The organism is Methylocystis sp. B8 (assembly GCF_005771425.1).
Lineage (GTDB): Bacteria > Pseudomonadota > Alphaproteobacteria > Rhizobiales > Beijerinckiaceae > Methylocystis.
The window spans coordinates 364,726-388,702 of record NZ_VBTZ01000001.1; the positions used below are offsets into that span (position 1 = coordinate 364,726).

The 23,977-nt window shown below is 63.5% G+C and carries 23 protein-coding genes; 16 read left to right on the forward strand and 7 right to left on the reverse strand.

Annotated elements, in window-relative coordinates:
* Positions 1-67: 67 nt before the first annotated feature.
* A complete protein-coding gene (locus FEV16_RS01755; RefSeq protein ID WP_138165886.1) occupies positions 68-739 on the reverse strand; it encodes a hypothetical protein in 672 nt (223 codons plus the stop codon).
* A 336-nt stretch (positions 740-1,075) separates the two neighbouring features.
* On the opposite strand from FEV16_RS01755, the gene hisB reads away from it, so the two are divergent.
* Genes hisB through FEV16_RS01795 form a run of 8 tightly spaced genes read left to right on the forward strand, consistent with a single transcriptional unit; the run spans position 1,076 to position 7,248 of the window.
* The gene (gene hisB, locus FEV16_RS01760; protein ID WP_138166435.1) at positions 1,076-1,672 is read left to right on the forward strand and encodes an imidazoleglycerol-phosphate dehydratase HisB; all 597 of its coding nucleotides are present in this window, start codon (positions 1,076-1,078) and stop codon (positions 1,670-1,672) included.
* A 32-nt stretch (positions 1,673-1,704) separates the two neighbouring features.
* Complete coding sequence (locus FEV16_RS01765) at positions 1,705-2,127, forward strand: DUF2628 domain-containing protein (RefSeq protein WP_138165887.1); 423 nt, start codon at positions 1,705-1,707, stop codon at positions 2,125-2,127.
* Positions 2,124-2,774 carry an imidazole glycerol phosphate synthase subunit HisH gene (gene hisH / locus FEV16_RS01770; RefSeq protein WP_138165888.1) on the forward strand — a complete coding sequence of 217 codons (651 nt, stop codon included), beginning with the start codon at positions 2,124-2,126 and terminating at the stop codon, positions 2,772-2,774. Before FEV16_RS01765 ends, hisH begins: the two co-directional genes overlap by 4 nt.
* Positions 2,762-3,520, forward strand: coding sequence for a 1-(5-phosphoribosyl)-5-[(5-phosphoribosylamino)methylideneamino]imidazole-4-carboxamide isomerase (hisA, locus tag FEV16_RS01775; RefSeq protein ID WP_171015114.1), 759 nt, complete (start codon positions 2,762-2,764; stop codon positions 3,518-3,520). The genes hisH and hisA overlap by 13 nt, the downstream gene beginning before the upstream one ends.
* On the forward strand, positions 3,520-4,299 hold the full coding sequence (hisF, locus tag FEV16_RS01780; protein ID WP_138165889.1) for an imidazole glycerol phosphate synthase subunit HisF: 780 nt from the start codon (positions 3,520-3,522) through the stop codon (positions 4,297-4,299). Before hisA ends, hisF begins: the two co-directional genes overlap by 1 nt.
* Positions 4,296-4,622 carry a phosphoribosyl-ATP diphosphatase gene (locus FEV16_RS01785; RefSeq protein WP_138165890.1) on the forward strand — a complete coding sequence of 109 codons (327 nt, stop codon included), beginning with the start codon at positions 4,296-4,298 and terminating at the stop codon, positions 4,620-4,622. Before hisF ends, FEV16_RS01785 begins: the two co-directional genes overlap by 4 nt.
* The gene (gene coaA, locus FEV16_RS01790; protein ID WP_138165891.1) at positions 4,619-5,581 is read left to right on the forward strand and encodes a type I pantothenate kinase; all 963 of its coding nucleotides are present in this window, start codon (positions 4,619-4,621) and stop codon (positions 5,579-5,581) included. The genes FEV16_RS01785 and coaA overlap by 4 nt, the downstream gene beginning before the upstream one ends.
* Before the next feature lie 56 nt (positions 5,582-5,637).
* Positions 5,638-7,248, forward strand: a complete 1,611-nt coding sequence (locus FEV16_RS01795; RefSeq protein ID WP_138165892.1) for a Na+/H+ antiporter — start codon at positions 5,638-5,640, stop codon at positions 7,246-7,248.
* Between the two features lie 47 nt (positions 7,249-7,295).
* Here the strand turns inward: FEV16_RS01795 and clpB are convergent, their stop codons facing one another.
* Complete coding sequence (gene clpB / locus FEV16_RS01800) at positions 7,296-9,917, reverse strand: ATP-dependent chaperone ClpB (RefSeq protein ID WP_138165893.1); 2,622 nt, start codon at positions 9,915-9,917, stop codon at positions 7,296-7,298.
* Between the two features lie 208 nt (positions 9,918-10,125).
* Between clpB and FEV16_RS01805 the strand changes: the two genes are divergently transcribed.
* The gene (locus FEV16_RS01805; protein WP_138165894.1) at positions 10,126-10,893 is read left to right on the forward strand and encodes an MOSC domain-containing protein; all 768 of its coding nucleotides are present in this window, start codon (positions 10,126-10,128) and stop codon (positions 10,891-10,893) included.
* Here FEV16_RS01805 and FEV16_RS01810 read toward each other — a convergent pair.
* The 3 genes from FEV16_RS01810 to htpG all read right to left on the reverse strand — a co-directional run bounded on the left by FEV16_RS01810 (position 10,890) and on the right by htpG (position 15,104).
* Positions 10,890-11,753, reverse strand: coding sequence for a DUF4167 domain-containing protein (locus tag FEV16_RS01810; protein WP_246657118.1), 864 nt, complete (start codon positions 11,751-11,753; stop codon positions 10,890-10,892). The genes FEV16_RS01805 and FEV16_RS01810 overlap by 4 nt on opposite strands.
* A 528-nt stretch (positions 11,754-12,281) precedes the next feature.
* A complete protein-coding gene (prmC, locus tag FEV16_RS01815) occupies positions 12,282-13,190 on the reverse strand; it encodes a peptide chain release factor N(5)-glutamine methyltransferase (RefSeq protein WP_348639962.1) in 909 nt (302 codons plus the stop codon).
* A 3-nt stretch (positions 13,191-13,193) separates the two neighbouring features.
* Entirely contained in the window at positions 13,194-15,104 is a 1,911-nt protein-coding gene (gene htpG, locus FEV16_RS01820; protein ID WP_246657119.1) for a molecular chaperone HtpG, read from the reverse strand.
* 437 nt (positions 15,105-15,541) lie between these two features.
* Between htpG and FEV16_RS01825 the strand changes: the two genes are divergently transcribed.
* Positions 15,542-15,952 carry a DUF2794 domain-containing protein gene (locus FEV16_RS01825; protein WP_138165897.1) on the forward strand — a complete coding sequence of 137 codons (411 nt, stop codon included), beginning with the start codon at positions 15,542-15,544 and terminating at the stop codon, positions 15,950-15,952.
* Between the two features lie 2 nt (positions 15,953-15,954).
* Here the strand turns inward: FEV16_RS01825 and FEV16_RS01830 are convergent, their stop codons facing one another.
* The gene (locus FEV16_RS01830; protein WP_138165898.1) at positions 15,955-17,199 is read right to left on the reverse strand and encodes an FAD-dependent oxidoreductase; all 1,245 of its coding nucleotides are present in this window, start codon (positions 17,197-17,199) and stop codon (positions 15,955-15,957) included.
* Between the two features lie 91 nt (positions 17,200-17,290).
* Here FEV16_RS01830 and purB point away from each other — a divergent pair, with 91 nt between their 5' ends.
* Positions 17,291-18,598: an adenylosuccinate lyase gene (gene purB / locus FEV16_RS01835; protein ID WP_138165899.1), complete on the forward strand. Its 1,308-nt coding sequence runs from the start codon at positions 17,291-17,293 to the stop codon at positions 18,596-18,598.
* Here purB and FEV16_RS01840 read toward each other — a convergent pair.
* Positions 18,552-19,019 carry a DUF2721 domain-containing protein gene (locus FEV16_RS01840; protein WP_138165900.1) on the reverse strand — a complete coding sequence of 156 codons (468 nt, stop codon included), beginning with the start codon at positions 19,017-19,019 and terminating at the stop codon, positions 18,552-18,554. The two genes, purB and FEV16_RS01840, sit on opposite strands and share 47 nt — an antisense overlap.
* A 164-nt stretch (positions 19,020-19,183) precedes the next feature.
* Here FEV16_RS01840 and ccmI point away from each other — a divergent pair, with 164 nt between their 5' ends.
* The 5 genes from ccmI to FEV16_RS01865 all read left to right on the forward strand — a co-directional run bounded on the left by ccmI (position 19,184) and on the right by FEV16_RS01865 (position 23,972).
* Positions 19,184-20,296, forward strand: a complete 1,113-nt coding sequence (ccmI, locus tag FEV16_RS01845; protein WP_138165901.1) for a c-type cytochrome biogenesis protein CcmI — start codon at positions 19,184-19,186, stop codon at positions 20,294-20,296.
* 174 nt (positions 20,297-20,470) lie between these two features.
* Complete coding sequence (gene ccmE / locus FEV16_RS01850; RefSeq protein ID WP_138165902.1) at positions 20,471-20,908, forward strand: cytochrome c maturation protein CcmE; 438 nt, start codon at positions 20,471-20,473, stop codon at positions 20,906-20,908.
* A 168-nt stretch (positions 20,909-21,076) separates the two neighbouring features.
* A complete protein-coding gene (locus tag FEV16_RS01855; protein ID WP_138166438.1) occupies positions 21,077-23,044 on the forward strand; it encodes a heme lyase CcmF/NrfE family subunit in 1,968 nt (655 codons plus the stop codon).
* Between the two features lie 128 nt (positions 23,045-23,172).
* Positions 23,173-23,643 carry a cytochrome c-type biogenesis protein gene (locus FEV16_RS01860; protein ID WP_246657120.1) on the forward strand — a complete coding sequence of 157 codons (471 nt, stop codon included), beginning with the start codon at positions 23,173-23,175 and terminating at the stop codon, positions 23,641-23,643.
* 77 nt (positions 23,644-23,720) lie between these two features.
* Positions 23,721-23,972: a zinc-finger domain-containing protein gene (locus FEV16_RS01865; protein ID WP_138165904.1), complete on the forward strand. Its 252-nt coding sequence runs from the start codon at positions 23,721-23,723 to the stop codon at positions 23,970-23,972.
* Positions 23,973-23,977: the final 5 nt, after the last annotated feature.

Here is a 23,977-nt window from a genome sequence, read left to right on the forward strand (position 1 = left end):
AGCAAGGGCGGGACGGCGGCAGGATAATCGTGCTGTTTATCCGGCAGAGCAGGAATTCCTTTGGCGTTCACTCCCGCGGGGCGGGTGCTGGGAAATCCAAAATCTCGCGCGTGTATGTTTCGTGCACCTCGGAGAGGGGGCGCTGATCGCGCGCATAAACGACCGCCGTGTGCTCGAAGAGATCATGCGGAATGGAGAGAGCGCCGCTCGTTTTTTCGGGCGCAGCATTGGCTGAGACTTCCCAACCTTCAGGCAAGGGAGACCAGCGCATCTTCATCTCCATGGTGCGACGAAACGGCTGAAGCGGGGCGATGGCCTTGCCGAAGGGCGTTTCCGTCGTTTCCAGCGCATGATTCATTTCGTCAGAAAGCCGCCCCGGCACATACCAATTGTCAGCCTCCGAGAGCACGTGCTCGCCGCAGGCGAGCTGCACTCGGCGGTATTTCACCGGCTCCTCGGCGCCGACCTCGAGCCGTCGGCGCGTTTCGTCACTCGGCTGCTTTTCGTTTCCACCGATTCGGCGCGCGACGATTTTCGGCTCCGCCGACATCTTGTGATCGGCGCACCATTTCTCGAGCGTCGCCGTGGCGCTTCGGCTCGCGAGCAGAGAGGCGTTCAGCGTTTGAATGAGCGCCAGGGCTTCGATGCGCGACACAAAGCCGTCCCGCCAGGGTTCGGCTGCCGCCGGAAGAAAGGTTGGCGTCGTCGCGAGAAGGGCGCCGAGAAGTCTGCGCTGCATGTTTTGAGCCTCCTCGTTTGGCTTTGGATGACGGAAAGCCCTCCGGGGCGTGCGGCATTATGCGCGCGTAAACGCCTTCTTAGGCGCTGTTCGCGAAGCTATAAGCGTCTTCCACCGTCGGCATATCGCCGTGGTTGCGTTCGAGACAGGAATCAGCGCGAACATTTGGACCATTTTCGGTCTTTGCGGCCAATATGCCGAGGAGGGGAGGCCGTTGGCGCGTATCTCGCTTCTGCTTAACGCCTAAACCATTCGAGTGGCGTATCTAAAATGGAATTGCTACAAGCTGGCCGCTTGCGGCCCAAACCGCCGGTAGAGCCCACAAAAAGGCAGGAAATGCGCAGCGCGACGATCGAGCGCAATACGAAGGAAACGAAGATTTCCGTGACTGTCGACCTCGATGGGGCCGGCCGCTCGGAAATTTCGACCGGGGTCGGTTTTTTCGATCATATGCTCGACCAGATCGCCCGTCATGCGCCGCTGGATCTCACCGTACGCGCCGAGGGCGATCTGCACATCGACGGCCATCACACGGTCGAGGACGTCGGCATCGCCATCGGCCAGGCGGTGGATCGCGCCCTTGGCGATCGCAAGGGCATTTCCCGCTATGGCGACGCGCATGTGCCGCTCGATGAGGCGCTAACCCGCGTCGTCGTGGACGTCTCGGGTCGTCCCTATCTTGTCTACGACGTGTCTTTTCCCGCGCAGCGGATCGGCGCCTTTGACACCGAATTGATGCGCGAATTCTTCCAGGCCTTCGCGGTCCACGCCCGCGTCGGGCTGCACATCGAGCGCCTGCGCGGCGTCAACAGCCACCACATCGCCGAGAGCGCCTTCAAGGGCTTCGCGCGGGCTTTCGGCAAGGCGGTCGCGATAGATCCTCGCCGGACGCAGGGCGAAGCGCCCTCCACCAAGGGAACGCTCACCGCCTGAAAAGAGGCGCGTGAGCGAGCGAGGGACGGCCGATGGCCATATTCACTGTTCATTTTCCGCCGACCGCGTCGGGCCAGCCTGCATCGCCGGAGAAGATCGTCTTCCTGCGCGACGGCTTTTCCTGGCCGGCCCTTATTTTCGGGCCGTTTTGGCTTGCCTGGCGGCGCGCTTGGCTTGTCGCCGTCCTTTGGACGCTGCTTCTCGCCGCTTTGGCGCTCATTGCCTGGAAACTGCGGGTGTCGCGCGAGGCCATGTCATGGCTGACGCTCGCTCTCGCCGTCTGGCTCGGCTTCGAGGGGGAGCGGCTGGTTGGGTGGAATTTGGCGCGCCGCGGCTATGTCGAGCGTGATCTCGTCATCGGCGAGGACCTCGACGAGGCTGAGGCTGCCTTCTTTTACCGCCATCGCCCTGGGCAGATCGGGAATGAAGACGCCTTTCGAGGGCCCGCTCCTTGACGACCGCGATCATCGACTATGGGTCGGGCAATCTTCACTCCGCATTGAAAGCCTTTGAGCGCGCCGCGCGCGAGTCGCAGCAGCCGGCCGATATTCGGGTCACCAGCGATCCAGACATCGTGCGCGGCGCCGAACGCATCGTCTTGCCGGGCGTCGGCGCTTTCGCCGATTGCCGCCGCGGTTTGATGGCGATCGAGGGCCTCTACGCCGCGCTGCAAGAGGCTGTCGTCGCTCGTGGCAGGCCTTTTTTGGGAATTTGCGTCGGGATGCAGCTTATGGGCGCGCGCGGCCTCGAACATGGCGAAACGCCGGGGCTTGGCTGGATTCCCGGAGATGTTGCGGCGATCGAGCCGGCCGATCCTTCATTGAAAATTCCCCACATGGGCTGGAACACGCTGACGCTGAGCCGAGAGCATCCGCTCTTTGCGAGCGTGCCCACAGGAGAGCGCGGATTGCACGCCTATTTCGTGCACTCGTTTCAGCTGTCCCCGTCGGCGCCCGAGCATGTGCTGGCGACAACCGACTATGGTGCGCCGCTCACCGCGGCCGTCGCGCGCGACAATCTGGTCGGCGTGCAGTTTCATCCCGAAAAAAGCCAGAGGCTCGGCCTAGCGTTGATCGGCAATTTCCTCAGGTGGCGACCGTGATTTTGTTTCCCGCAATCGATTTGAAGGAAGGCCAGTGCGTGCGCCTCGCACAGGGCGACATGGATCGCGCGACTGTGTTCAACGATGACCCTGCCGAGCAGGCGCGCGCCTTCGAGCGGGTCGGATTCGAATATCTGCATGTCGTCGATCTCGACGGCGCTTTCGCTGGAGCGCCGCGCAATGCCGAGGCTGTCGAAGCCATTCTCGCGACGTTGACGATTCCCGTGCAACTTGGCGGCGGCATCCGTGACATGCGCACGCTGTCGCGCTGGCTGGACAAGGGCGTCGCGCGCGTCATCATCGGCACGGCGGCCGTTAAGGACCCATCGTTTGTCCGCGAGGCGGCGCGCGTCCATCCCGGCCGCGTCGCTGTCGGGATCGACGCCAAGGATGGCTTTGTCGCGGTCGACGGCTGGGCGCGCGCCACGCGCATGTCGGCGCTTGATCTCGGCAAGAGCTTCGAAGACGCAGGCGTCAGCGCCATCATCTACACCGACATCTCGCGGGACGGCATTTTGACTGGCCTGAACATCGAGGCCACCTTGGCGCTTGCTGACGCCTTGACGATTCCCGTCGTCGCCTCCGGTGGTTTGGCGTCGCTTGCCGACGTGGAGCGGCTGCTGCAGCCCGGTTGCCGCAAGCTCGCCGGCGCCATCACCGGGCGTGCGCTCTATGACGGCAGGCTTGATCCGGCGCAGGCGCTGGCGATGATACGCCGCGCGCGCGCGGCGACGGAGGATGCGTAATGCTCAAGGCGCGCGTCATTCCCTGCTTGGATGTGAAAGAAGGCCGCGTCGTCAAAGGCGTCAATTTTGTCGATCTGCGTGACGCCGGCGATCCGGTCGAATGCGCCATCGCCTATGACGCCGCCGGCGCCGACGAGCTTTGCTTTCTCGACATCACCGCCAGCCATGAGAATCGCGGCATTCTGCTTGACGTTGTGCAGCGCACGGCGGAAGCCTGTTTCATGCCGCTGACTGTGGGCGGCGGCGTGCGAACGCTGGACGACATTCGCAATCTCTTGCTCGCCGGCGCCGACAAGGTCTCGATCAATTCGGCGGCCGTCGCCAATCGCGGCTTCGTTCGAGAGGCGTCGGAAAAATTTGGCGCACAATGCATCGTCGTCGCGATCGACGCCAAGCGCGTAGCCGATGGACGCTGGGAGATCTTCACACACGGCGGGCGTCGCCCGACCGGAATCGACGCCGTCGAATATGCGCGCGAGGTGACGGACCTTGGCGCCGGCGAAATCCTGCTGACTTCGATGGATCGTGACGGCACAAAGAGCGGCTTCGATATTGCGCTGACGCGCGCCGTCGCCGACGCCGTGCATGTGCCGGTCATCGCCTCGGGCGGCGTCGGAACGCTCGATCATCTCGTCGCCGGCGTGAAGGAAGGCCATGCGAGCGCGGTGCTCGCCGCCTCGATCTTCCATTTTGGCGAATATTCGATCCCCCAGGCGAAGCTTCACATGGCGGCCGCCGGCCTCCCGATGCGCCTCGACGGCATGGAGGTGATGGCATGACGGGATTTACGCTCGACGATCTCGCCGCGCTGATCAAATCACGGCGCGATGACAGCGCGTCGACCTCCTATACGAAGACCCTGCTCGACGCAGGAATGCCGAAGATCGCCAAGAAATTTGGCGAAGAGGCGGTCGAAACGGTGATTGCCGCGATAGCGGACGACCGAAGCGCGCTGATCAATGAAGCCGCCGATACGCTCTATCATCTTCTCGTCGTGCTCGAAGCGAGAGATATCTCGCTCGATGAGGTGTTGCACGAACTGGAGCGGCGCACGAAGCAGTCAGGCCTTGCGGAGAAGGCCGCTCGAGGAGGGAAGGGATGACGGTGACGGAGCTCGTCCCCAACAACGAAGCTCTTTCTCCTTACCGGCACTTTACCCGCGCCGAATGGGCGGCTTTACGCGCGGATACGCCGCTGACGCTGACGCTTGACGATCTTGCCCGGCTGAAGTCGCTCAACGATCCAATCTCGCTCGAAGAAGTCATCGAAATCTATCTGCCGCTGTCGCGATTGCTCGCGCTTTATGTTGCGGCGACGCAGGGCCTCTTCAAGGCGACGCAGCGCTTTCTTGGCGCAGAAGACGGCAAGGTTCCTTATATCATCGGGGTTGCGGGCTCGGTCGCCGTTGGAAAATCCACGACGGCGCGCGTGTTGCGGGCGCTGCTGTCGCGCTGGCCGAACACGCCGAAAGTTGAGCTCATCACCACGGACGGATTTCTCTTGCCCAACAGAATCCTTGAGGCCGAAAGGCTCATGGACAAGAAGGGCTTTCCCGAGAGCTACGACAACAAGTCGCTGCTGCGATTTCTGTCCGACGTAAAGGCGGGCCGACGCAACGTTTGCGCGCCGGTCTATTCGCATTTGACCTATGACGTCGTCGAGGGCGAAGCGACCTGCATCGACCGGCCAGACCTTCTGATCGTCGAAGGCGTCAATGTTCTGCTTGCGCCGCGCCTGCGCGACGGCCGCGAAATTCCCTTCGTCTCCGACTTTTTCGATTTCTCGGTCTATCTCGACGCCCCCGAAGACGTGCTGGAGCGATGGTATGTGGAGCGCTTCCGCCGGCTCCAGCAGACGGCGTTCCGCGATCCGAAATCCTACTTCGGGGTCTATGCGGATCTCGATGAAGAAGAGACGACGCGTGTCGCAAGAGACATTTGGACACGGATCAATCTCGAGAATTTGCGCCAGAACATCGCTCCAACGCGGCCGCGCGCGAGTTTGATCCTGACGAAGGGCTCCGATCACAGGATCGAGGAAGTGGCGCTACGAAAGCTATGAGCTTGGCTGCAGCGGCGGACTAGTCCCGCATAAGGCGCGGGCTATAAGGTGGATGCATGCTCGCGGGTCTCCAAATACTCATCTTTCTTCTGGCGGCGGTGGCGTTCGTCGCCTTCATCGCATTGCGCTCCGGCGTCGCCTTGCCAGTTCTTCTCGTCGCGTCTGGCGTTTTGATCGCCGTTGCGCCTGGCGCGCCCGCCTTTGTGCTCGAGCCGCAATTCGTGTTGCTCCTCGTGCTGCCGCCGGTGATCTACATTTCCGGCGTCAACATGAGTTGGCGGGAGTTTAAATTCAATCTGCGGCCGATACTTCTGCTCGCCGTCGGCTGCGTCGTCTTCACCACGATTTCCGTTTCGCTCGCGATGAAATGGCTGCTTGGCTGGCCCCTGGCGGCCGGCTTCGTGCTCGGCGCGATCGTCTCGCCGCCGGACGCCGTCGCGCCGCTCGCCATTGCCCGGCGGATGCAGTTGCCGCGGCGCATCCTTGTGATCTTGGAGGGCGAGGGCCTCGCCAACGACGCCACGGCGCTCGTTCTCTACCGCTTTGCCGTGGCGGCGGTCAGCGTCGGCTCCTTTTCTTTGGCGCAAGCAGGCGGAACATTCGTCGCAATTATCATCGGCGAGATCATGTGGGGCCTTGTCGTTGGCTGGACGATCCTGCGGCTGCGACGCTTCATGCGCGATCCGCGGATCGAGATTACGCTGTCGCTGATCACGCCCTACCTTGCCTATTGGCCGCCCGAACATCTCGGCGGGTCGGGAGTCATCGCGACAATTGCGACCGGCCTCTACATCAGCTGGAACGGGCCTAGGCTGATCAGCGCCGCGACGCGTTTGCAAGGCGTGTTCTTCTGGGATTTCTTCCTCTTTCTGATCGAAGGCCTCGTTTTTCTCTTCACCGGACTGCAGGCGCAAACGCTCATAGAGCGAATCCGGGATCATTCGCTTTATGAGCTGGCGATGTCCGCGGCGATCGTTTCGCTCGTGGTGATCGTGGCGCGATTTGTGTGGACCTTTCCAATCATCTATCTGCCGCGCTGGCTCATTCCGCCGCTTGCGCGACGCGATCCTTCGCCGCCCTGGCAATGGGCTTTCATCCTCTCCTTCACCGGCGTGCGCGGAATCGTTTCGCTCGCCGCGGCGCTGGCGATTCCACTCGCAACGGCGCGGGGCGAGCCGTTTCCCTATCGCGACGCGATCTTTTTTCTCACCTTCTGCGTGGTGATGGCGACGCTCGTCTTCCAGGGCTCCCTGCTTCCCTGGATCATTCGCAAACTTGGTCTCGCCAGAGCCGGCACGGAGGAGCGTCTTCTCGACCGCTCCGAGGAGCTGCGCGTCCGTCACGCCGCGATCGAGGCGTCCAGCGCGAAGCTCGCGAGTCTCGGCGCGGAGATTGACGTTCCGGAGGAGGCGATGCTGGCGCTTCGCGGGCAGCAGGACTATTTTTCGTCGCGCGTCCGAATGAAGTGCGACATCAAAGAAGAGCGCCGTGAGCTCGTAGAGCTTCACGACGAAATCGAATTGCAGCTCATCACTGAGGAGCGCGTTCTGATCAACGACATGCTGCGGGAAGGCAAACTCAAGGACGAAGCGCGCCGCCGCATCGAGCGCGAACTCGATTTGCGCGAGGCCGACGTCCTTAACCGCCGCGCCGAACGGCTGTGGTAGGCGGCGCGCAAAACCCTCTCCCAAAGGGAGAGGGAAGCGCCCGCTGTTTACGCGTTCCCCACCGTGCGCAACAGCGGCGCGGCGCGCCCATGCGCCGATTTGCCGTCGATGATGAGGCCTGAGGCGTCGGCCGAAACTTCGACCGTCGCGCCGTCGACGATCTCGCCGGCGAGCAGCCGCTCGGCGAGCGTGTCCTGCAGCTCCTTCTGAATGACGCGCTTCAAGGGCCTCGCGCCGTAGGTCGGGTCGTAGCCCTTCGTCGCGAGCCAATCGCGGGCCTTTGAGTCGAGATGCACCGTGATCTTGCGATCTTCGAGCAGCTTCTGCAGCCGCTTGATCTGAATATCGACGATCGCGCCCATGTCCTCGCGCTGCAGACGATTGAACAGGATGATCTCGTCGACGCGGTTCAGGAACTCCGGCCTGAAATGAGCCCGCACCACCTGCATGACTTCATCATGCACGGCGGAGGAATCCTCCCCCTCCTTCTGCATGACGAGGAATTCCGACCCGAGATTCGACGTCATGATGATCAGCGTGTTCTTAAAGTCCACGGTGCGGCCTTGGCCGTCCGTGAGGCGCCCGTCGTCGAGCACCTGCAGAAGCACGTTGAAAACGTCCGGATGCGCCTTCTCGATTTCGTCGAAGAGCACGACCTGATACGGCCTGCGGCGGACGGCCTCGGTCAATGCGCCGCCTTCCTCATAGCCGACATAGCCGGGCGGCGCGCCGATAAGCCGCGCCACAGAGTGCTTCTCCATATATTCCGACATGTCGAGCCGCACCATCGCGGTCTCGTCGTCGAAGAGGAACGCCGCGAGCGCCTTCGTCAGCTCGGTCTTGCCGACGCCGGTGGGGCCAAGGAAGATGAAGCTGCCGATCGGACGGTTGGGGTCCTGCAGTCCGGCGCGCGCACGGCGCACTGCGGTCGACACGGCGATGACCGCCTCATGCTGCCCGACAACGCGCTTTGCAAGCTCGCCCTCCATGTGCAGCAGCTTCTCGCGTTCGCCTTCGAGCATCTTGTCGACCGGCACGCCAGTCCAGCGTGAGACGACCTGCGCCACGTCATTGGCGGTGACCTCTTCGTCGACGAGCGTGTCAGCTTCGCTTTCCGTCTCCGAGAGTTTCTTTTCGAGATCGGGAATCACGCCGTAAGTGAGTTCGCCCGCGCGCTGATATTCGCCGCGCCGCTGCGCCTGCGCCAGTTCGTTTCGCGCCGCTTCGAGTTGCTCCTTGAGCTTCTGCGCGGCTCCGAGCTTATCCTTCTCGGCCCGCCAGCGCGCAGTGAGCGCTCCCGATTTTTCTTCGAGGTCGGCAAGCTCGCCTTCGAGCTTAGCGAGACGATCCTTCGACGCCGTATCCGTCTCTTTCTTGAGCGCCTCCTGCTCGATCTTGAGCTGAATGATGCGCCGATCGAGTTCGTCGAGCTCCTCGGGCTTCGAGTCGATCTGCATGCGAAGGCGCGACGACGCCTCGTCGATAAGGTCGATCGCCTTGTCCGGTAGGAAGCGGTCGGAAATGTAGCGGTTCGACAAAGTCGCGGCGGCAACGATCGCGCTATCGGTGATGCGCACGCCGTGATGGAGTTCGTATTTCTCCTTCAGGCCACGCAGGATCGAGATCGTATCTTCGACCGTCGGCTCGTCGACGAAAACCGGCTGAAAGCGTCGAGCGAGCGCAGCGTCCTTTTCGACATGTTTACGGTATTCATCGAGCGTCGTCGCGCCGACGCAATGCAATTCGCCGCGCGCGAGCGCCGGTTTCAGCAGGTTGGAGGCATCCATCGCGCCATCCGCCTTGCCGGCGCCCACGAGCGTGTGCATCTCGTCGATGAAGAGGATGATTTTGCCTGCGGCGGCGGTAATCTCGTTGAGCACGGCTTTCAGCCGTTCCTCGAATTCGCCGCGATATTTCGCGCCGGCGATCAGCGCGCCCATGTCGAGCGCGAGCAGCTTCTTGTCCTCGAGGGATTCCGGCACGTCGCCGTTGACGATGCGCAGCGCCAATCCCTCGACAATCGCTGTCTTGCCGACGCCGGGCTCGCCAATGAGCACGGGATTGTTTTTGGTGCGCCGGGACAGCACCTGCACGGTGCGGCGAATTTCCTCGTCGCGGCCGATGACCGGATCGAGCTTGCCCTCGCGCGCCGCCTCGGTGAGATCGCGGGCGTATTTTTTGAGCGCGTCATAGGCGTTTTCGGCCGAAGCCGAATCCGCCGTGCGGCCCTTGCGCAAATCTTCAATTGCGGCGTTCAGCGTTTGCGGGGTGACGCCGGCGTCCTGCAGAATGCGGGCAGCCTCGGAGTCCTTCTCCATCGCCAGCGCGAGAAGCAGCCGCTCGACGGTGACATAGGAGTCGCCCGCCTTCTGCGCGATCTTCTCGGCGTTGTCGAAGAGCCGCGCCGTCGCGGGCGCGAGATAGAGCTGGCCGGCCCCGGAGCCGCCGACTTTCGGCAGTTTGGCGAGGGCGGCTTCGGTTTTCGCCAGCGCCTCGCGCGAGCGTCCGCCAGCGCGGTCGATCAGCCCGGAGGAGAGGCCCTGATCGTCATCGAGCAAGACCTTCAGAATATGTTCCGGCGTAAACTGCTGGTGGCCTTCGCGCGTCGCCAGCGCTTGCGCCGACTGAACGAATCCGCGCGCGCGTTCAGTGTATTTCTCAAAATTCATTCATAGCCCCTCTGACCATGAGGCGGCCCTTCGTTTTTAAGCGGCCCGCCTCGCGTCCAAATTTTGTTGAAGGCCCCTTGCGGCGGCCCACGTCGTCGATATGGGAAGCATGGGCCATATGAAAAGGCCCACTCGCGTCGCAAGCGTCGCAATTCCTCGCCGCTTCGCTTAGGACGTATTGTCGCTAGCAGTTTTCGCCGGAGTTCGCATGCGGGTCGCCGCACTCTACCGCTATCCCGTCAAAGGCCTGTCGCCGGAGCGGCTAAGCGCCGCCGATCTACAGGCTGACAGTTATTTTCCGGGAGACCGGCTGTTTGCGCTCGAAAACGGGCCTTCAGGCTTCGATCCAGCGGCGCCCGAGCATCAGCCCAAAATCAAATTATTGATGCTGATGAGGAACGCCGCGCTCGCGGGCTTGGCGACGCGCTACGAAGCGGCGACCGGCGTGCTGACCATCGCGCGTAATGGAGACGAGGTCGCGCGCGGGGATTTGCGGACGGTCGAAGGACGCGAAGCCATCGAGGACTTTCTGACCGCCCATCTCGGATCGGAAATTCGCGGCCCCGTCCGACTTCTCGCCGCGCCGAATGGCTTCCGCTTCACGGACTCAAAGTCGGGCTTCGTCTCGCTTGTCAATCTGGCGAGCGTCGCGGCGATCGCGCAAGCGGAAGGCGCGGCAGTCGATCCGCTGAGGTTTCGCGCCAATCTTTATCTCGAAGACATGGCCCCCTGGGCCGAGGCGGCGCTCCTGGGGCGAACGCTCTCGATCGGCGGCGCGCGACTCGAGGTTCTCAAAATGACCGACCGCTGCGCGGCGACCGGCGTCGAGCCGGGCACTGGGCGGCGCGACATGGACCTCGTTCAGACGCTGCGCGAGAACTTTGGCCACATCGATTGCGGCGTCTACGCGCGGGTGACGTACGGCGGCCGCATTGCAATCGGCGACGCGATCAGCGTGGCGCCCGACAGTCGTTAGAACCGATCGGGCTCCAGCGGAAGCTCGCCGACCTGCGGCGCGTCATCGTCTCGCGACTCGCTGGCGACGTCATCCATCGGGGGGCGAGGGCGCCGGCGGCGTCTCGAGCTCAAATGATAATTGACCCCGCCCTCATGTTCGCGCGGCGCGTTTTCGCGCTCGAGAAAGGGCTCTGCGCCTTCGCTCGGCGCGGCGCGCGCAGCAACCGGCGCCGTGATGAAGGACGGCAGCGCCGTTCCCGCGCCGCCCTCGGCCGCGCCGGCCTCGCCGCGCGGCTGGAAACGACGATCGCGGCCGCGGTCGTACCCCTGGTGACGGGGACGGTCTCCGCCCTCAGCGTTGCGATCCCGACCATACTGCGGTCTTTCGGGCCGTTGCGGGCGATCAGGGCGTTCCGCGCGCTCGCCGCCCCGCATATCGCCCATCGGGCGCTCCTCGAAAGGCTGCGGCTGCGGCTGAGGCTGCGGCGGCGTGAAATGCGGCTGTGGCGCGAAAGGCTGAGGCTGAGGCTGATAGGCCGGCGCCGGGAGCCGTTCGGAAAGCGGCGCGAAACGATCGGGAAGAGCCGCGAAATCGTCGTCGTCCTCGGCGGTCTCGATTTCGGCCTCGGGCTGCGAGCGCGCATAGCCATTGACGTGTTGCTGCTGCTGCGCGGCGGCGATCAGTCGGAAATAATGCTCAGCATGCTGCAGAAGGCTCTCGGCCATGATCGTGTCGCCGGAGGACTGCGCGTCGCGCGCGAGCTGAAGATATTTTTCGGCGATATGTTGAGCCGTGCCGCGAATCTTAACGTCGGGGCCATTGGACTCATAGGATCGCGTAAGCGGATTAGGCCCTTTGCGGCCGTTGCGTCCCCGCATTCTCTTGTTTTGTCCTGGTCTCATCAAACTCCCCGAAATCTCGCTGCGCTCGGCTCTCGCCTGCGCGGCTTTCCCAACAACGTCGCCGCCAAATTCCTTCGCCAGACGCAGCCAACGCGAAACGCGCGAACGACAGCGATCCATTCCCGGACCCCGAGCTTTAAGAGCGGCGCGCGCGAGTCGATTTTCCTCAAGTTGGCCGCAATCGGCGGTCCCGCGTAGTTCTGCGCCAATTCCCCTCAGCGCGAGTTCACGACGCTCAGCGCAACTGGACGCCAGCTGTCTGCGAGGCGCATAAACGCCCCGACGATCGAAGTGGCCTCACTCCGGCGCTTTCATGTCGATTTCGACGTTGCTCCTGGCCGGTCGTTTCGAGCTTCCGTTCGCGAAGCGGAGCCACAGGTCTCGAGTTTCTCTCTCGAAGTCGGCGATCGGCTGGACCTACGATGACTATAGTGGAGGGGTTGGCCCCCAACAAGGCCATACGCCGCGGAACGGGCCAAAAAAGGCGTTACTGTAGCCAATATGTCACTTCCCGGAGGCCGCAAGTCGCGCGGCGACTACCCTCTCGTGGCGGCCGGCGTCGCGTGCGACGCGCTCGATTTGGAACCCTTTAGCGCCCAAAAGCGTGGCGACGCTGACAGCTTGATCGAAGCCGACTTCAAATAGGACGAGCCCGTCTTCGGCAAGCAGCCTCGGCATGTCGCGGATGATTTCCCGATAACAGTCGAGTCCGTCCGCGCCGCCGTCGAGCGCCAGCGCGGGATCATGAAGGCGCACCTCGGGTTCGAGCCCTGCGATGTCATCCGTGCGCACATAGGGGGGATTGGAGACGATAAGATCGAATCGCCCCTGAAGCGCCTCCGCCCAGCGGCCGCGCACCACGCTGGCTCGGTTAGAGAAGCCGCAGCGGGCGAGATTTGCGGCGGTCGCCGCGCAGGCTTCGGCCGAAAGATCGACAGCGACGGCTCGCGCGCCTGGAAACTCGCTGAGAAGCGCACAGGCGATTGCGCCCGAGCCGGCTCCAAGATCGAGAATCGAGAGCGGCGCGTCGCGCTTTTTCGCGAGGAAGCTCAGCGCCGTTTCGACCAGCGTCTCGGTGTCCGCCCGTGGATCGAGAACGCCGGGCGTGACGGCGAGGTCAAGCGTCCAAAACCCGCGCTCTCCAAGAATACGCGACACAGGCTCGCGGGCGACCCGCCGCGCGGCGTAGTCCGAAAGCGTGCGCGCTTCCTCATCCGACAAGGGAGCGCGCGGCGCCAAAGCGAGTTCAAGCCGCGTCAGCCCCGCGGCGGCGCGCAGCAGAGCGCGCGCGTCCTCCTGGGCATCGGCGACCCCCGCGGCTTCGAGATAGTCTGCGACCTTTGCGATCGCCTCTATCCGCGTCGGGGGCGGCTCGCTGCTCGTTGCCGCCTTTTTCCCAACGCTCAGCTTCATTTCCTATCCTCGAGTTGCGAGAAGCGCCGTCAGCCTCTTCGCAAAAGCCGCCGCGTCGACGGGATGCTCGCCGTCGGCCACGCGCGCGAGATCCAGCAAGAGGAGCTGGTCGTCGCGCGTCGCATCCCGCCCTTTCGCGCGCAAGGCGGTCGCCAGCGCGACGATCGCCTCATGCCTTGGATTGATTTCCAAAACGGGCTTTCCGAAGGCCGCCTGTTGACCATGTTCGGCCAGAAGGCGGGACAATTGACGATCAAGCCCACTGTCCGGCGCCACAAGACAAACGGCGCTGTCGGTGAGTCGCGTCGAGGCGCGCGCGTCGTCGACATACTCCGCCAGCGTTTCCTTAAGCGCCGCCAGCAGATCGGCGACATCGGCCGGCGCGGGCGCCTCCGGTTTGGCGCCCTCGACGAGGGCGACCGCGTCGATGTCCGCCTGACCCTGAGTCACGGATTTGAACGGCTTGCCTTCAAAGCCGAGCGCGCTCGTCACCCAGAAGGCGTCGACGGCGTCGTCGAGCAGCAGGACCTCGACGCCTCTCGCGCGGAAGCCTTCGAGTTGCGGACTGGCGCGCAGCCGCTTCATGTCGTCGCCGACGAGATAATAGATCGCCGTCTGATTTTCCCGTAGATCGGCGACGTAATCCTTGAGCGTGCGGGTTTTTTCCTCGGACTTCGTCGAGGCGAAACGCGCGATTTCAAACAGGGCGTCGCGACGGCTCGGGTCTTCGTGCAGCCCTTCCTTGAGCACGGCGCCGAAATTTTTCCATACTTCCGCGAATTTCTCGGGCTCGACGTCGGCGAGCTTCTTGAGCTCCTGCAGAATACGCGTGGCGATCGCCTTGCCGATCGCGCCGACGACAGGGCTTTTCTGCACCATTTCGCGCGAGACATTGAGCGGAATGTCGGCGCTGTCGACGACGACGCGCATGAACCGCAGCCAGGCGGGCAGCAGCTCCATGTCGCGTGAGATCAGCACGCGACGCACGTAAAGCTTGGATCTGCTCTTTCGCGCCGGATCAAAGAGATCGAAAGGCCGCGCGCCGGGAACAAAGGCGAGCACCGTATATTCCGTGCGTCCTTCCGCGCGCCAGTGGGCGATCAGCGCCGGCTCATCCAACTGCCCGGACAGCTGCCGGTAAAAATCGACATATTGCTCATGCGGGATTTCCGACTTCGGCTTCGTCCAGAGAGCCACGCCCTCTGCGATTCGGCGGGGCTCTTCACCAGCCGCCCCAACGAGGTCGATCGGCGCGGCGATCGCGCCCGAATGTTCCCGCACGACGCTTTCGACGCGCCAGCCGTCGAGAAATTCGTCACTCTCGGCATTGAGATGCAAACTGACGCGCGTGCCGACGGCAGGCGCCTCGTCGAGCGGCAGCGGCGCGATTTTGTACGAACCCTTGCCCTCCGAACTCCACAGCCAGGCCTGATCCTGGCCGGCGCGCCGCGTCGCGACCTCGACGCGATCGGCGACCATGAAGGCGGAATAGAATCCAACGCCAAACTGGCCGATGAAGCCAGCGTCCTTTTCCTTCCCGATCTTGTCGAGAAAGGCGCGCGTTCCCGAATTGGCGATGGTGCCGAGCGCGCTGACCAACTCGTCGCGCGACATGCCGACGCCATTGTCGGCCACCGTCAGCGTGCGCTTGTCTTTATCAAGCGAGATGGCGACAAGCGGCGCTCCCGCTTGCGCGGCGAGTTTTTCGTCCGACAGCGCCTCATAGCGAAGCTTCTCGCAAGCGTCGGCGGCGTTCGAGACAAGCTCTCGCAAAAACACGTCGCGCTCCGAATAGACGGAGTGAGTCATGAGTTCGAGGAGCCGCGCAACATCGGCCTCGAAGCCAAAATCGGTGGGGGCGGTTTGCGGATTGGCGGCTGCGGCCGCGTCGACGGATGCGGCGTCGTCGGTCATGTTCTCTCCAATGAAAAGACAAAGGGAATCGGCGTCGCGGTCGGCGCGACTGCGCATCTTGAGTTCGTCATTGCTGGAAAATTTGCAAGAGCGCGCTGGCCAGAAGGCCAAAGCTAGACGAGCCGGCGGGAGCGAAACTCCCTGCCGGCCCGACCATCGCCACGACCTCTATATCTCGGAACCGCGCGCTTTCGGGGGGCTGGGGGGCTGACGAAACCGAAAACGCGTGGCCCCGAGCTGTCGAGGCAATGAACTTCATTTTGGGCGGCGCGTTTGGCTGGCAAGGGGCGCCATGTCGGCGAAAGTATGATTATTACTAGCCAAATCTTATCTGCCTGCGCGGTCGAAAAGATTCTCGTCGTAAACCCGTCATTAAGTCTTGCCCGTCGCATCCGTGCGGGCCAACATGCCTGCGAGAGATCGAGGAGAGCGGACGCATGGCGGAGTCGGAGACGACGGAGCCCAGCCGGGCCCGACCCGCGCTCGTCGTCGTGAACGGCGCTTCGCCGGACGCGACGCACGGAGTTCGGGGAGAGAAGCGCGGCGCGGCGGTTTCATTCAGCCGGCCAGAACTCAACGTCATCTTCAATCTTTATGGCGCGAAAGTCGCTCAGGGCGAATGGCGCGACTATGCGATCGACTTCACGCCGGCGAAGGCCGTGTTCTCGATTTTCCGGCGCGCGAGCGAGGCGCCGCTTTATCGAATCGAGAAGAGCCCCACGCTGGCGCGCCGGCAAGGCGCCTATTCCGTCATCGCGGCGACAGGGCTCGTGCTCCGGCGCGGGCATGATCTTTCGCGAGTCGTGCGCGTTTTGGATCGCGCGCTGCGGCTCGTCGGCGCCGAATAGGATCAGAAGCGGTCGACGCGATAGGGCGCGGGATCGACGAAGGGCGTTTCGCCCGTCAGCATCTCGGCGAGGAGCCGGCCGGTCACTGGCCCAAGCGTCAGCCCGTGATGGGCATGGCCGAAATCGAACCATAGGCCGCGATGACGCGGCGCCGGGCCGACAATCGGCAGCATGTCGGGCAGGCAGGGCCGCGCGCCGCGCCAAGGCTCCGGGTCGAGCCGTTCGGCGAGCGGAAACAATCGCCGCGCCGTCGGTTCGCAAATCTCGATTTGCACCGGCGTCGGCGGCGAATCGCGCCGGGCGAATTCAGCGCCGCTCGTCAGTCTGATCCCGCGGCGCATCGGCGCCAGGAGATAACCAAAGTCTGCGTCGAGAATCGGATGATTGAGCCGCGCGCCGTCCTTTGCGGCGTAATGCATGTGATAGCCGCGCTTCCAGCCGAGGGGGACGCTGTAGCCGAGCGGCCCATATATGGCGTCCGACCAGGGGCCGAGCGCCACCACCGCCGCGCCGGCGACGAGCGGCCCTTGCGTGGCTTCGACGCGCCAGCGCCCATCCGGCTCCTGCGAAAGACTGCGCGCGTCGCCCGCGAGCAATTTCCCGCCGCGTGAGATGAAAAGGTCCGCGTAGGCCTTCGAGAGGGCGGCGGGATCGACGATCGCGGCGGTGTCGCGGTAATGAATGCCCCCGGCGATTGGCGCGAGATCCGGCTCCAGCGCCGCGACTCCGGCGGCGTCGAGCGTACCGATATGCAGGCCATAGGCGCGTAGCCGCTCAGCGTCGGAGACGCCATGCGCGAGAGTCTCCTCGCTACGATGGAGCTTGATCCAGCCGTTTCTGCGCAGGAGTTCGCCGGCTCCAGCCTGCTGGATAAGCGCCTCGTGCTCGCTAAGGCTGTTTTCGATCAGCGGGCGCCGCGCCTCGATATTTCGCTGCACGCGCTCGGGCGCGCTTTCGCGCCAATAGCGCAGGAGCCATGGACCTACGGCGGGCAGGGCGGAGAAATGGTAATGCGCCTCGGGCAAAAGGTTCAGCGCATATTTGATCAGCTTCGCGGGGTCTCGCGGGAAAAGATAGGGGATAAGCGACGAGCGCTCGATCAGGCCGGCGTTGCCGAAGCTCGTCTCCTGTCCGGCCGCGCCAACGCGATCGATGAGCGCGACCTCGCGGCCGCGCGCCTGCAGATGCAAAGCGGCGCTGACGCCGACGATCCCCGCGCCAAGAACGACGACATCCGCCGACTTCATGAATCCTCCAGCCTGATCGCCTCATATATGGACTCTGATGCAACGCGCATGCTAGCGCCTCTCTCTTTCCTAGAATTTTAGAGCGCGCCTGATGATCCCCCGCTATTCCCGACCCGAAATGACCGTGATTTGGGAGCCGCAGACGCGGTTTCGCATCTGGTTCGAGATCGAGGCCTATGCCTGCGACGCGCTCGCCGAGATCGGCGTCATTCCGCGGGAGAGCGCCAAGGCGATCTGGGACAAGGCGGATTTCGTCACTTTCGACGTCGCGCGGATCGACGAGATCGAACGCGTCACGAAGCATGACGTGATCGCCTTTTTGACCCATCTCGCCGAATTCATCGGCGCCGAGTCGCGCTTCGTTCATCAGGGCATGACGTCTTCGGACGTGCTCGACACCTGTCTCGCCGTGCAATTGTCGCGCGCGGCGGATCTCTTGATCGCCGATATCGACGCGTTGCTCTTTGCGCTCAAGACGCGCGCCTATGAGCACAAATACACGCCGACGATCGGACGCTCGCACGGCATTCACGCCGAGCCGACGACGTTTGGGCTGAAACTGGCTCAGGCCTACGCCGAATTCACGCGCGCGCGGGAGCGGCTCGTCGAGGCGCGCAGAGAAATTTCGACCTGCGCGATTTCAGGCGCCGTCGGCACATTCGCCAATATCGATCCGCGCGTCGAAGAATATGTCGCGCATAAAATGGGGCTCACGCCCGAGCCGATCTCGACGCAGGTCATTCCGCGCGACCGCCATGCGGCTTTCTTTGCGACGCTCGCCGTCGTGGCCTCGTCGGTCGAACGGCTCGCCATTGAAATCCGCCATCTTCAGCGCACAGAGGTGCTCGAGGCGGAAGAATATTTTTCCGCCGGGCAGAAGGGCTCTTCCGCGATGCCGCATAAGCGCAATCCGGTGCTGACCGAAAATTTGACCGGACTTGCGAGGCTTGTGCGCGCGATGGCGATTCCCGCCATGGAAAATGTCGCCCTCTGGCACGAGCGCGATATTTCGCATTCTTCCGTCGAGCGCATGATCGGGCCCGACGCGACGGTCACTCTCGATTTCGCGCTGGCGCGCTTAACGGGAGTGATCGAAAATCTCGTCGTCTATCCGGAAAACATGCGCAAGAATTTGGAGAAGCTCGGCGGTCTCATTCATTCGCAACGCGTGCTTCTGGCGCTGACGCAAAAAGGCGTCTCGCGCGAAGACGCCTATGCGATGGTGCAGCGAAACGCCATGCCGGTCTGGCGCGGCGAGGGCGACTTCCGCAACCTGCTCGGGCAGGACAAGGACGTGAGCGCGAAGCTGTCGCCAGCCGAATTGGATGAGCTTTTCGACCTCTCGTACCACTTCAAACATGTAGATGCGATTTTCGCGCGCGTATTTGGGAAGGCCTGAAGTTTCCCTCAATTTCCGAAAATCCGAGCTGCAACTCCCTCGCGAAGGCGATGAGCGCGGCGGTGAAAAGCATCATCGCGAAGGCGAAGAGGAAGCCTGCGCCATATTCGTGGCGCATATGGAAAAAGGCTGCCGCGAAGCCGAGAATGACGAGGACGCTCGTCGCAATGCAACTGCCGACGCCCCAATAGATGGCGCGATGTATCAGCTTCGCGCGCGTCCTGAGGACCGGCAATTCCACTTTAAGATGCGCCCGCGACTCGTCATCCTGGGCGTCGAGCTGTCTCGAACGGTCGACCAGCCGGTCGAGGCGCGAGACGAGCACGCTCAAAAGCTGCGCCTCGGCCGCAAGCAGAAAGGCGGGACCGGTGACTTGCGAGATCACCGTGGAAAGCTGTTCGATCGAAGGCGAGTAATACATCGTCAGCGGCGGCCTTGCTGGAGAAATCGGATTCTGGGGCCTTTATAGCGCAAGTCGGTTGGGCGGCGTTTGGCCTTTTCGCACGGGCCTCATGGCGATTATCCGGCGCTTCCCGCCCCGCATGTCTCTTCCAAACTCCTGCGCAAAGCCTTAAAGAGCGGGCCATGATTTGGCTTATCTTCGCCTTGCTCACCGGCGCCGCGGTCATGGCGGTGCTGGCGCCTCTGGCCATGCGAGGCGGGGCGGAGAACGAAAGCGCCGCCGACGTCGCTTTCTTCGAGGAGCAGATCGCCGAGATCGAGCGTGAGCGTTCGGAAGGACGGCTCGACGCAACGGACGCCGAAGCCGCAAAAACCGAGGCGGCGCGACGGCTGTTGCGCGCGGAAGCCGCCCCAAAGGCCAAGGTCGCCGCCTCGCGCAAACTTGCGCTCGCCGCGGCGCTAGCGGCCATCGTCGCAATGCCCGCCGTCGCCCTGTCGCTCTACGCGCGCCTCGGCCATTCCGACCTGCCCGATATGCCGCTGACGGCGCGACTGGAATCTGCGCCTGATGGGCGTGATCTTGCCAGCGCCGTCGCGCGCATCGAGCAACATCTGCGCGAGCATCCCGAAGACGGCCGCGGCTTCGAAGTCATCGCGCCTTATCTGCTGCGCACGGGCCGCGGCGAAGAGGCGATCCACGCCTACTCCGAAGCGCTGCGCCTTTTGGGCGCGACGGCCGCAAGATATGCGTCGCTCGGAGAAGCGCGCGTTGTCGTCGCAGGAGGCCTTGTGACGCCGGAAGCGAAGACGGAGTTCGAGGCTGCGCTCGCGCTCGACCCCTCAGCGCCTGAGGCGCAATATTACCTCGGCGTGGCGGCCGCGCAGGCGGGCGAGAAGGAAAAGGCGATCGAAATCTTTTCCAAGATGGCTGCTGACGCGCCGCCTGACGCCGCTTATCTCAAGGCTGTGAATGGGCAACTCGCCATTTTGCGCGGCGAAGCAAGCGCGCCGGCAAGCGCGGGCGGACCGTCGAGCGAACAGGGCAGGGCGATCGCGGCGATGCCCGCCGATCAGCGTCAAGCGATGATCCGCGGCATGGTGGATCGCCTTGCCTCGCGGCTTGAAGCCAAGGGCGACGATGTCGAAGGATGGCTGAAACTCATTCGCGCCTATAGCGTCCTCGCCGAAACCGAAAAGGCGAAAAAGGCGGTGACCGATGCGCGCAGGGCGCTCGCCAGCAAGGACGATGTGGCCCGCATCGATGCGCTGGCGAAGAAACTGAATATCGGCGGCTAGATCACGCTGCATTTGGGCGGAGTCGCCCAAATGCAGATAACGTGATCGATCTCAAAAGTTTAGAGCGCGCTCTATGCGAAAAACCGGGTTCCACTTTTTTGCAGTGCGCTCTAAAGTGAAGTTTCGACTCTTCGCAACAGCGGGCTGATGCGGCATAGGAGCGTTCTGAATAAGATGACGCGCAAGGGAAAGCGGCTGACTTTGATCGCCGGAGCGATGGCTGTTCTCGGCCTCGCCGCGGGGCTTATGCTGTTCGCGCTACGCGACAATATCGTATTCTTTTACACGCCTTCGGAGCTTGCCAAAAAGCAGGTCGCCGCCGGCGCGCGGCTGCGCATCGGCGGATTGGTGAAGGAAGGAAGCGTCGTCAAGAACGGGCATGACGTGAACTTCACGGTCACCGATAAGACGAATGATCTTGCCGTGTCCTACACCGGACTGCTGCCGGATCTCTTCCGCGAAGGGCAGGGCGTTGTCGTCGATGGCGTGCTGCAACCCACCGGCGCCTTTCGGGCCGACAGCGTGCTCGCGAAGCACGATGAACGCTACATGCCGCGCGATGTCGCCGACGCTTTGAAGAAGCAAGGCGTCTGGCAGGGAGAGACGAAGTGATGGGCTCTTCACAAGGCTTCCTCATCCTGAGGAGCGAGCGAAGCTCGCGTCTCGAAGGACGAATAAACCGCTCATGCCATAAGGCGCTGCGCCCTCGTGCTTGGAGACGCGCCTTCGGCGCTCCTCAGCATGAGGGCGCCTTTATCGGGCGCCGATACTGAGGTCCGCATGATCGTTGAAACCGGACATTACGCGCTTGTTCTCGCGCTGGCGCTGGCGCTGGCGCAATTCGCCATTCCCTTCATTGGCGCCCGGTTGCACGATGCGGCGCTCATGCGCGTCGCGCGGCCGGCGGCGATCACGCAATTCCTGCTCGTCGCGCTCGCCTATGGGGCGCTCACTTACGCGCATGTCGTCTCCGATTTCTCGCTCGTCAATGTCATCGAGAATTCCCATTCGCTGAAGCCCTTCATCTATAAAATCTCGGGCGTCTGGGGAAACCATGAAGGCTCGATACTTTTGTGGGTGCTGGTTCTCTCGCTCTGCGGCGCGCTGATCGCGATTTTCTCGAACGCGATGTCCGACAGGCTACGCGCTGACGCGCTCGCCATTCAGGGTCTGCTCGGCGCCGCCTTTCTTCTCTTCATTCTGCTGACCTCAAATCCATTTGCGCGCGTCGCGCTGGCGCCGTGGGAAGGGCGCGATCTCAATCCGATCCTGCAGGACCCCGGTCTCGCGATCCATCCGCCGCTGCTCTATCTTGGCTATGTCGGCTTTTCGATCGTGTTCTCTTTCGCCGCCGCCGCGCTCATCGGCGGACGCATCGACGCCGCATGGGCGCGGATCATTCGCCCATGGACTCTCTTCGCCTGGATCGCGCTGACGCTCGGCATCGCGATGGGATCGTATTGGGCCTATTACACGCTCGGGTGGGGCGGCTTCTGGTTCTGGGATCCGGTCGAAAACGCGTCGCTGATGCCCTGGATCGCCGGTACGGCGCTGTTGCACAGCGCCGCCGTGATGGAGAAGCGCGAGGCGCTGAAGGTCTGGACGATTTTTCTCTCTATTCTCGCTTTTTCGCTCTCTCTGCTCGGCACGTTCCTTGTGCGCTCAGGCGTGCTCACCTCGGTGCATGCGTTCGCGAGCGATCCTGACCGCGGCGTCTTCATCCTCGCCATTCTCGTCTTCTTCATCGGCGGCGCGCTCGCGCTCTTCGCCCTGCGGGCGGGAGCGCTGCCGGTCGGCGGCGTGTTTGCGCCGATCTCGCGCGAAGGCGCGCTCGTTCTCAATAATCTGCTGCTTTCGGCGTGCTGCGCCACCGTGGTCGTCGGGACGCTCTATCCGCTGGCGCTCGAAGCGCTTACAGGCGAAAAGATTTCTGTCGGCGCGCCGTTCTTCAACACTGTGCTGATTCCGATCGCGCTGCCGCTCGCCTTGCTGATGCCGATCGGCCAGATGCTTTCATGGAAACGCGGCGATCTTCTCGCCGCCCTGCAGCGGCTGCGCGTCGCTTTCGTGGTCGGCGTCGTGGCTGCGGCCGCTTTCGGCGCCTGGTACGGAACGCCCTTTCTTTCGATCATTGCCGCCGGAATCGCGATCTATCTCGTCATCGGCGGCCTGAGCGATCTTATTATACGCGCGCGGGGCGGCTCGGGGCGCGCGAGCTTCAAGCGCCTAGCGGGGCTGCCCCTGTCCGCCTTCGGCACGTCGATCGCCCACGCCGGCATGGGGCTGACGCTGCTTGGCCTCGCTGCCACCGGCTGGGGCGTCGAAAGCATCGTGGCGATGAAGCCTCTGAGCTTCTACGACGTCGGTCCCTATCAGATCGGGATCGAATCGGTGTCGCCGCGTCAAGGGCCGAATTATTCGGAAGTCTACGCCGTGATGGCGGTGCGCAAGGATGGCGCGACGATCGCGACGATCGAACCGGCGAAGCGCTTTTATCAGGCGCGGCGCATGGAGCGCTCGGAGGCCGGGATCATCACGATCGGCCTCGGTCAGGTTTATGCGGCGATCGGCGAGTCGCATGAGGAAGGAACGGTCGACGCTCGGCTGTACTGGAAGCCGCTCGTCACGCTGATCTGGATCGGCGCGCTCATCATGGCTTTCGGCGGCGCGCTGTCGCTCGCCGACCGGCGCCTGCGCATCGGCGTCGCCCGCCGCGCCGCCGCGCCTGCTTTAGAGCCGGCGGAATGAGCGTTGGAGCCCCCTCCCTGTCCCTCCCCCGCTTGCGCGGGAGAGGGGACCCTAACGATCGGCATTTGTGTGGTTCGGAGGGATCGCCGAATCTAACTCCCTCTCCCGCGAAGCGGGGGAGGGTTGGGGTGGGGGTTTTAATCGCCTTCTTCCTCTTCCCTCTTGCCGCTTTCGCCGTCACGCCTGGCGAAATGCTGGCCGATCCGGCGCTTGAAGCCCGCGCGCGGGCGATCACCATGGAGCTGCGCTGCCTCGTCTGCCAGAACCAGTCGATCGACGATTCCGACGCTTCGCTCGCCAAGGATTTGCGCGGGCTCGTCCGCGAGAAGCTCAAGGAGGGGATGAGCGACGCCCAGGTGCGCGAATACATTCATTCTCGCTACGGCGATTTCGTGCTGCTGCGCCCGCCGGTGAAGCCCGACACGGCGCTGCTCTGGAGCGCGCCGCTGATCGCGCTCCTCGCCGGCGCCGCCGCCGTCTGGATGGCGGCCCGGCGACGTTCGGGCTTCGCCGCCGCGCCCGCCAAGGCGCTCAGCGAAGAGGAGCGCGCGCGGCTGAAAGCTTTGGGCGTATCGGATCCCGACAAGCCCACGAGCTGACCCCTATCCAACGCGCCTGCGGTCAACTATAGGGGCGGGACAGTCCCGCCGCACCGGCGCCTCTCAAGGAACGGACCATGGCCCAGCATTCCACGCCCCATTTCCACAACCAGCCCGGCGTCGCGCAGGTCAGGATCGGAGCGAAGGAATTCATGTGCGTCGGCGCTTTGCCGCCCTTCGACCATCCGCATGTCTATATCGACATGGGCGCGGGCTCCGAGGCGATCTGCCCCTATTGCTCGACGCATTATGTCTATGACCCGGTGTTGCGCGGCGGCGCTGACCCGGCCGAATGCGTCTACCGCGTCTCTGAAGACGCCGCCGCCTGACAGTA

Bases quoted from the DNA above. Each gene is read 5' to 3' on its own strand.
- hisB (WP_138166435.1), top strand. From the start codon at position 1,076: ATGCGCAGCGCGACGATCGAGCGCAATACGAAGGAAACGAAGATTTCC.
- htpG (WP_246657119.1), bottom strand. From the start codon at position 15,104: ATGACCGACGACGCCGCATCCGTCGACGCGGCCGCAGCCGCCAATCCG.
- FEV16_RS01865 (WP_138165904.1), top strand. From the start codon at position 23,721: ATGGCCCAGCATTCCACGCCCCATTTCCACAACCAGCCCGGCGTCGCG.
- prmC (WP_348639962.1), bottom strand. From the start codon at position 13,190: ATGAAGCTGAGCGTTGGGAAAAAGGCGGCAACGAGCAGCGAGCCGCCC.
- FEV16_RS01810 (WP_246657118.1), bottom strand. From the start codon at position 11,753: ATGCGGGGACGCAACGGCCGCAAAGGGCCTAATCCGCTTACGCGATCC.
- FEV16_RS01765 (WP_138165887.1), top strand. From the start codon at position 1,705: ATGGCCATATTCACTGTTCATTTTCCGCCGACCGCGTCGGGCCAGCCT.
- purB (WP_138165899.1), top strand. From the start codon at position 17,291: ATGATCCCCCGCTATTCCCGACCCGAAATGACCGTGATTTGGGAGCCG.
- FEV16_RS01755 (WP_138165886.1), bottom strand. From the start codon at position 739: ATGCAGCGCAGACTTCTCGGCGCCCTTCTCGCGACGACGCCAACCTTT.
- FEV16_RS01825 (WP_138165897.1), top strand. From the start codon at position 15,542: ATGGCGGAGTCGGAGACGACGGAGCCCAGCCGGGCCCGACCCGCGCTC.
- clpB (WP_138165893.1), bottom strand. From the start codon at position 9,917: ATGAATTTTGAGAAATACACTGAACGCGCGCGCGGATTCGTTCAGTCG.
- FEV16_RS01805 (WP_138165894.1), top strand. From the start codon at position 10,126: ATGCGGGTCGCCGCACTCTACCGCTATCCCGTCAAAGGCCTGTCGCCG.
- FEV16_RS01855 (WP_138166438.1), top strand. From the start codon at position 21,077: ATGATCGTTGAAACCGGACATTACGCGCTTGTTCTCGCGCTGGCGCTG.
- FEV16_RS01785 (WP_138165890.1), top strand. From the start codon at position 4,296: ATGACGGGATTTACGCTCGACGATCTCGCCGCGCTGATCAAATCACGG.
- FEV16_RS01840 (WP_138165900.1), bottom strand. From the start codon at position 19,019: ATGTATTACTCGCCTTCGATCGAACAGCTTTCCACGGTGATCTCGCAA.
- FEV16_RS01795 (WP_138165892.1), top strand. From the start codon at position 5,638: ATGCTCGCGGGTCTCCAAATACTCATCTTTCTTCTGGCGGCGGTGGCG.
- coaA (WP_138165891.1), top strand. From the start codon at position 4,619: ATGACGGTGACGGAGCTCGTCCCCAACAACGAAGCTCTTTCTCCTTAC.
- ccmI (WP_138165901.1), top strand. From the start codon at position 19,184: ATGATTTGGCTTATCTTCGCCTTGCTCACCGGCGCCGCGGTCATGGCG.
- ccmE (WP_138165902.1), top strand. From the start codon at position 20,471: ATGACGCGCAAGGGAAAGCGGCTGACTTTGATCGCCGGAGCGATGGCT.
- hisF (WP_138165889.1), top strand. From the start codon at position 3,520: ATGCTCAAGGCGCGCGTCATTCCCTGCTTGGATGTGAAAGAAGGCCGC.
- FEV16_RS01830 (WP_138165898.1), bottom strand. From the start codon at position 17,199: ATGAAGTCGGCGGATGTCGTCGTTCTTGGCGCGGGGATCGTCGGCGTC.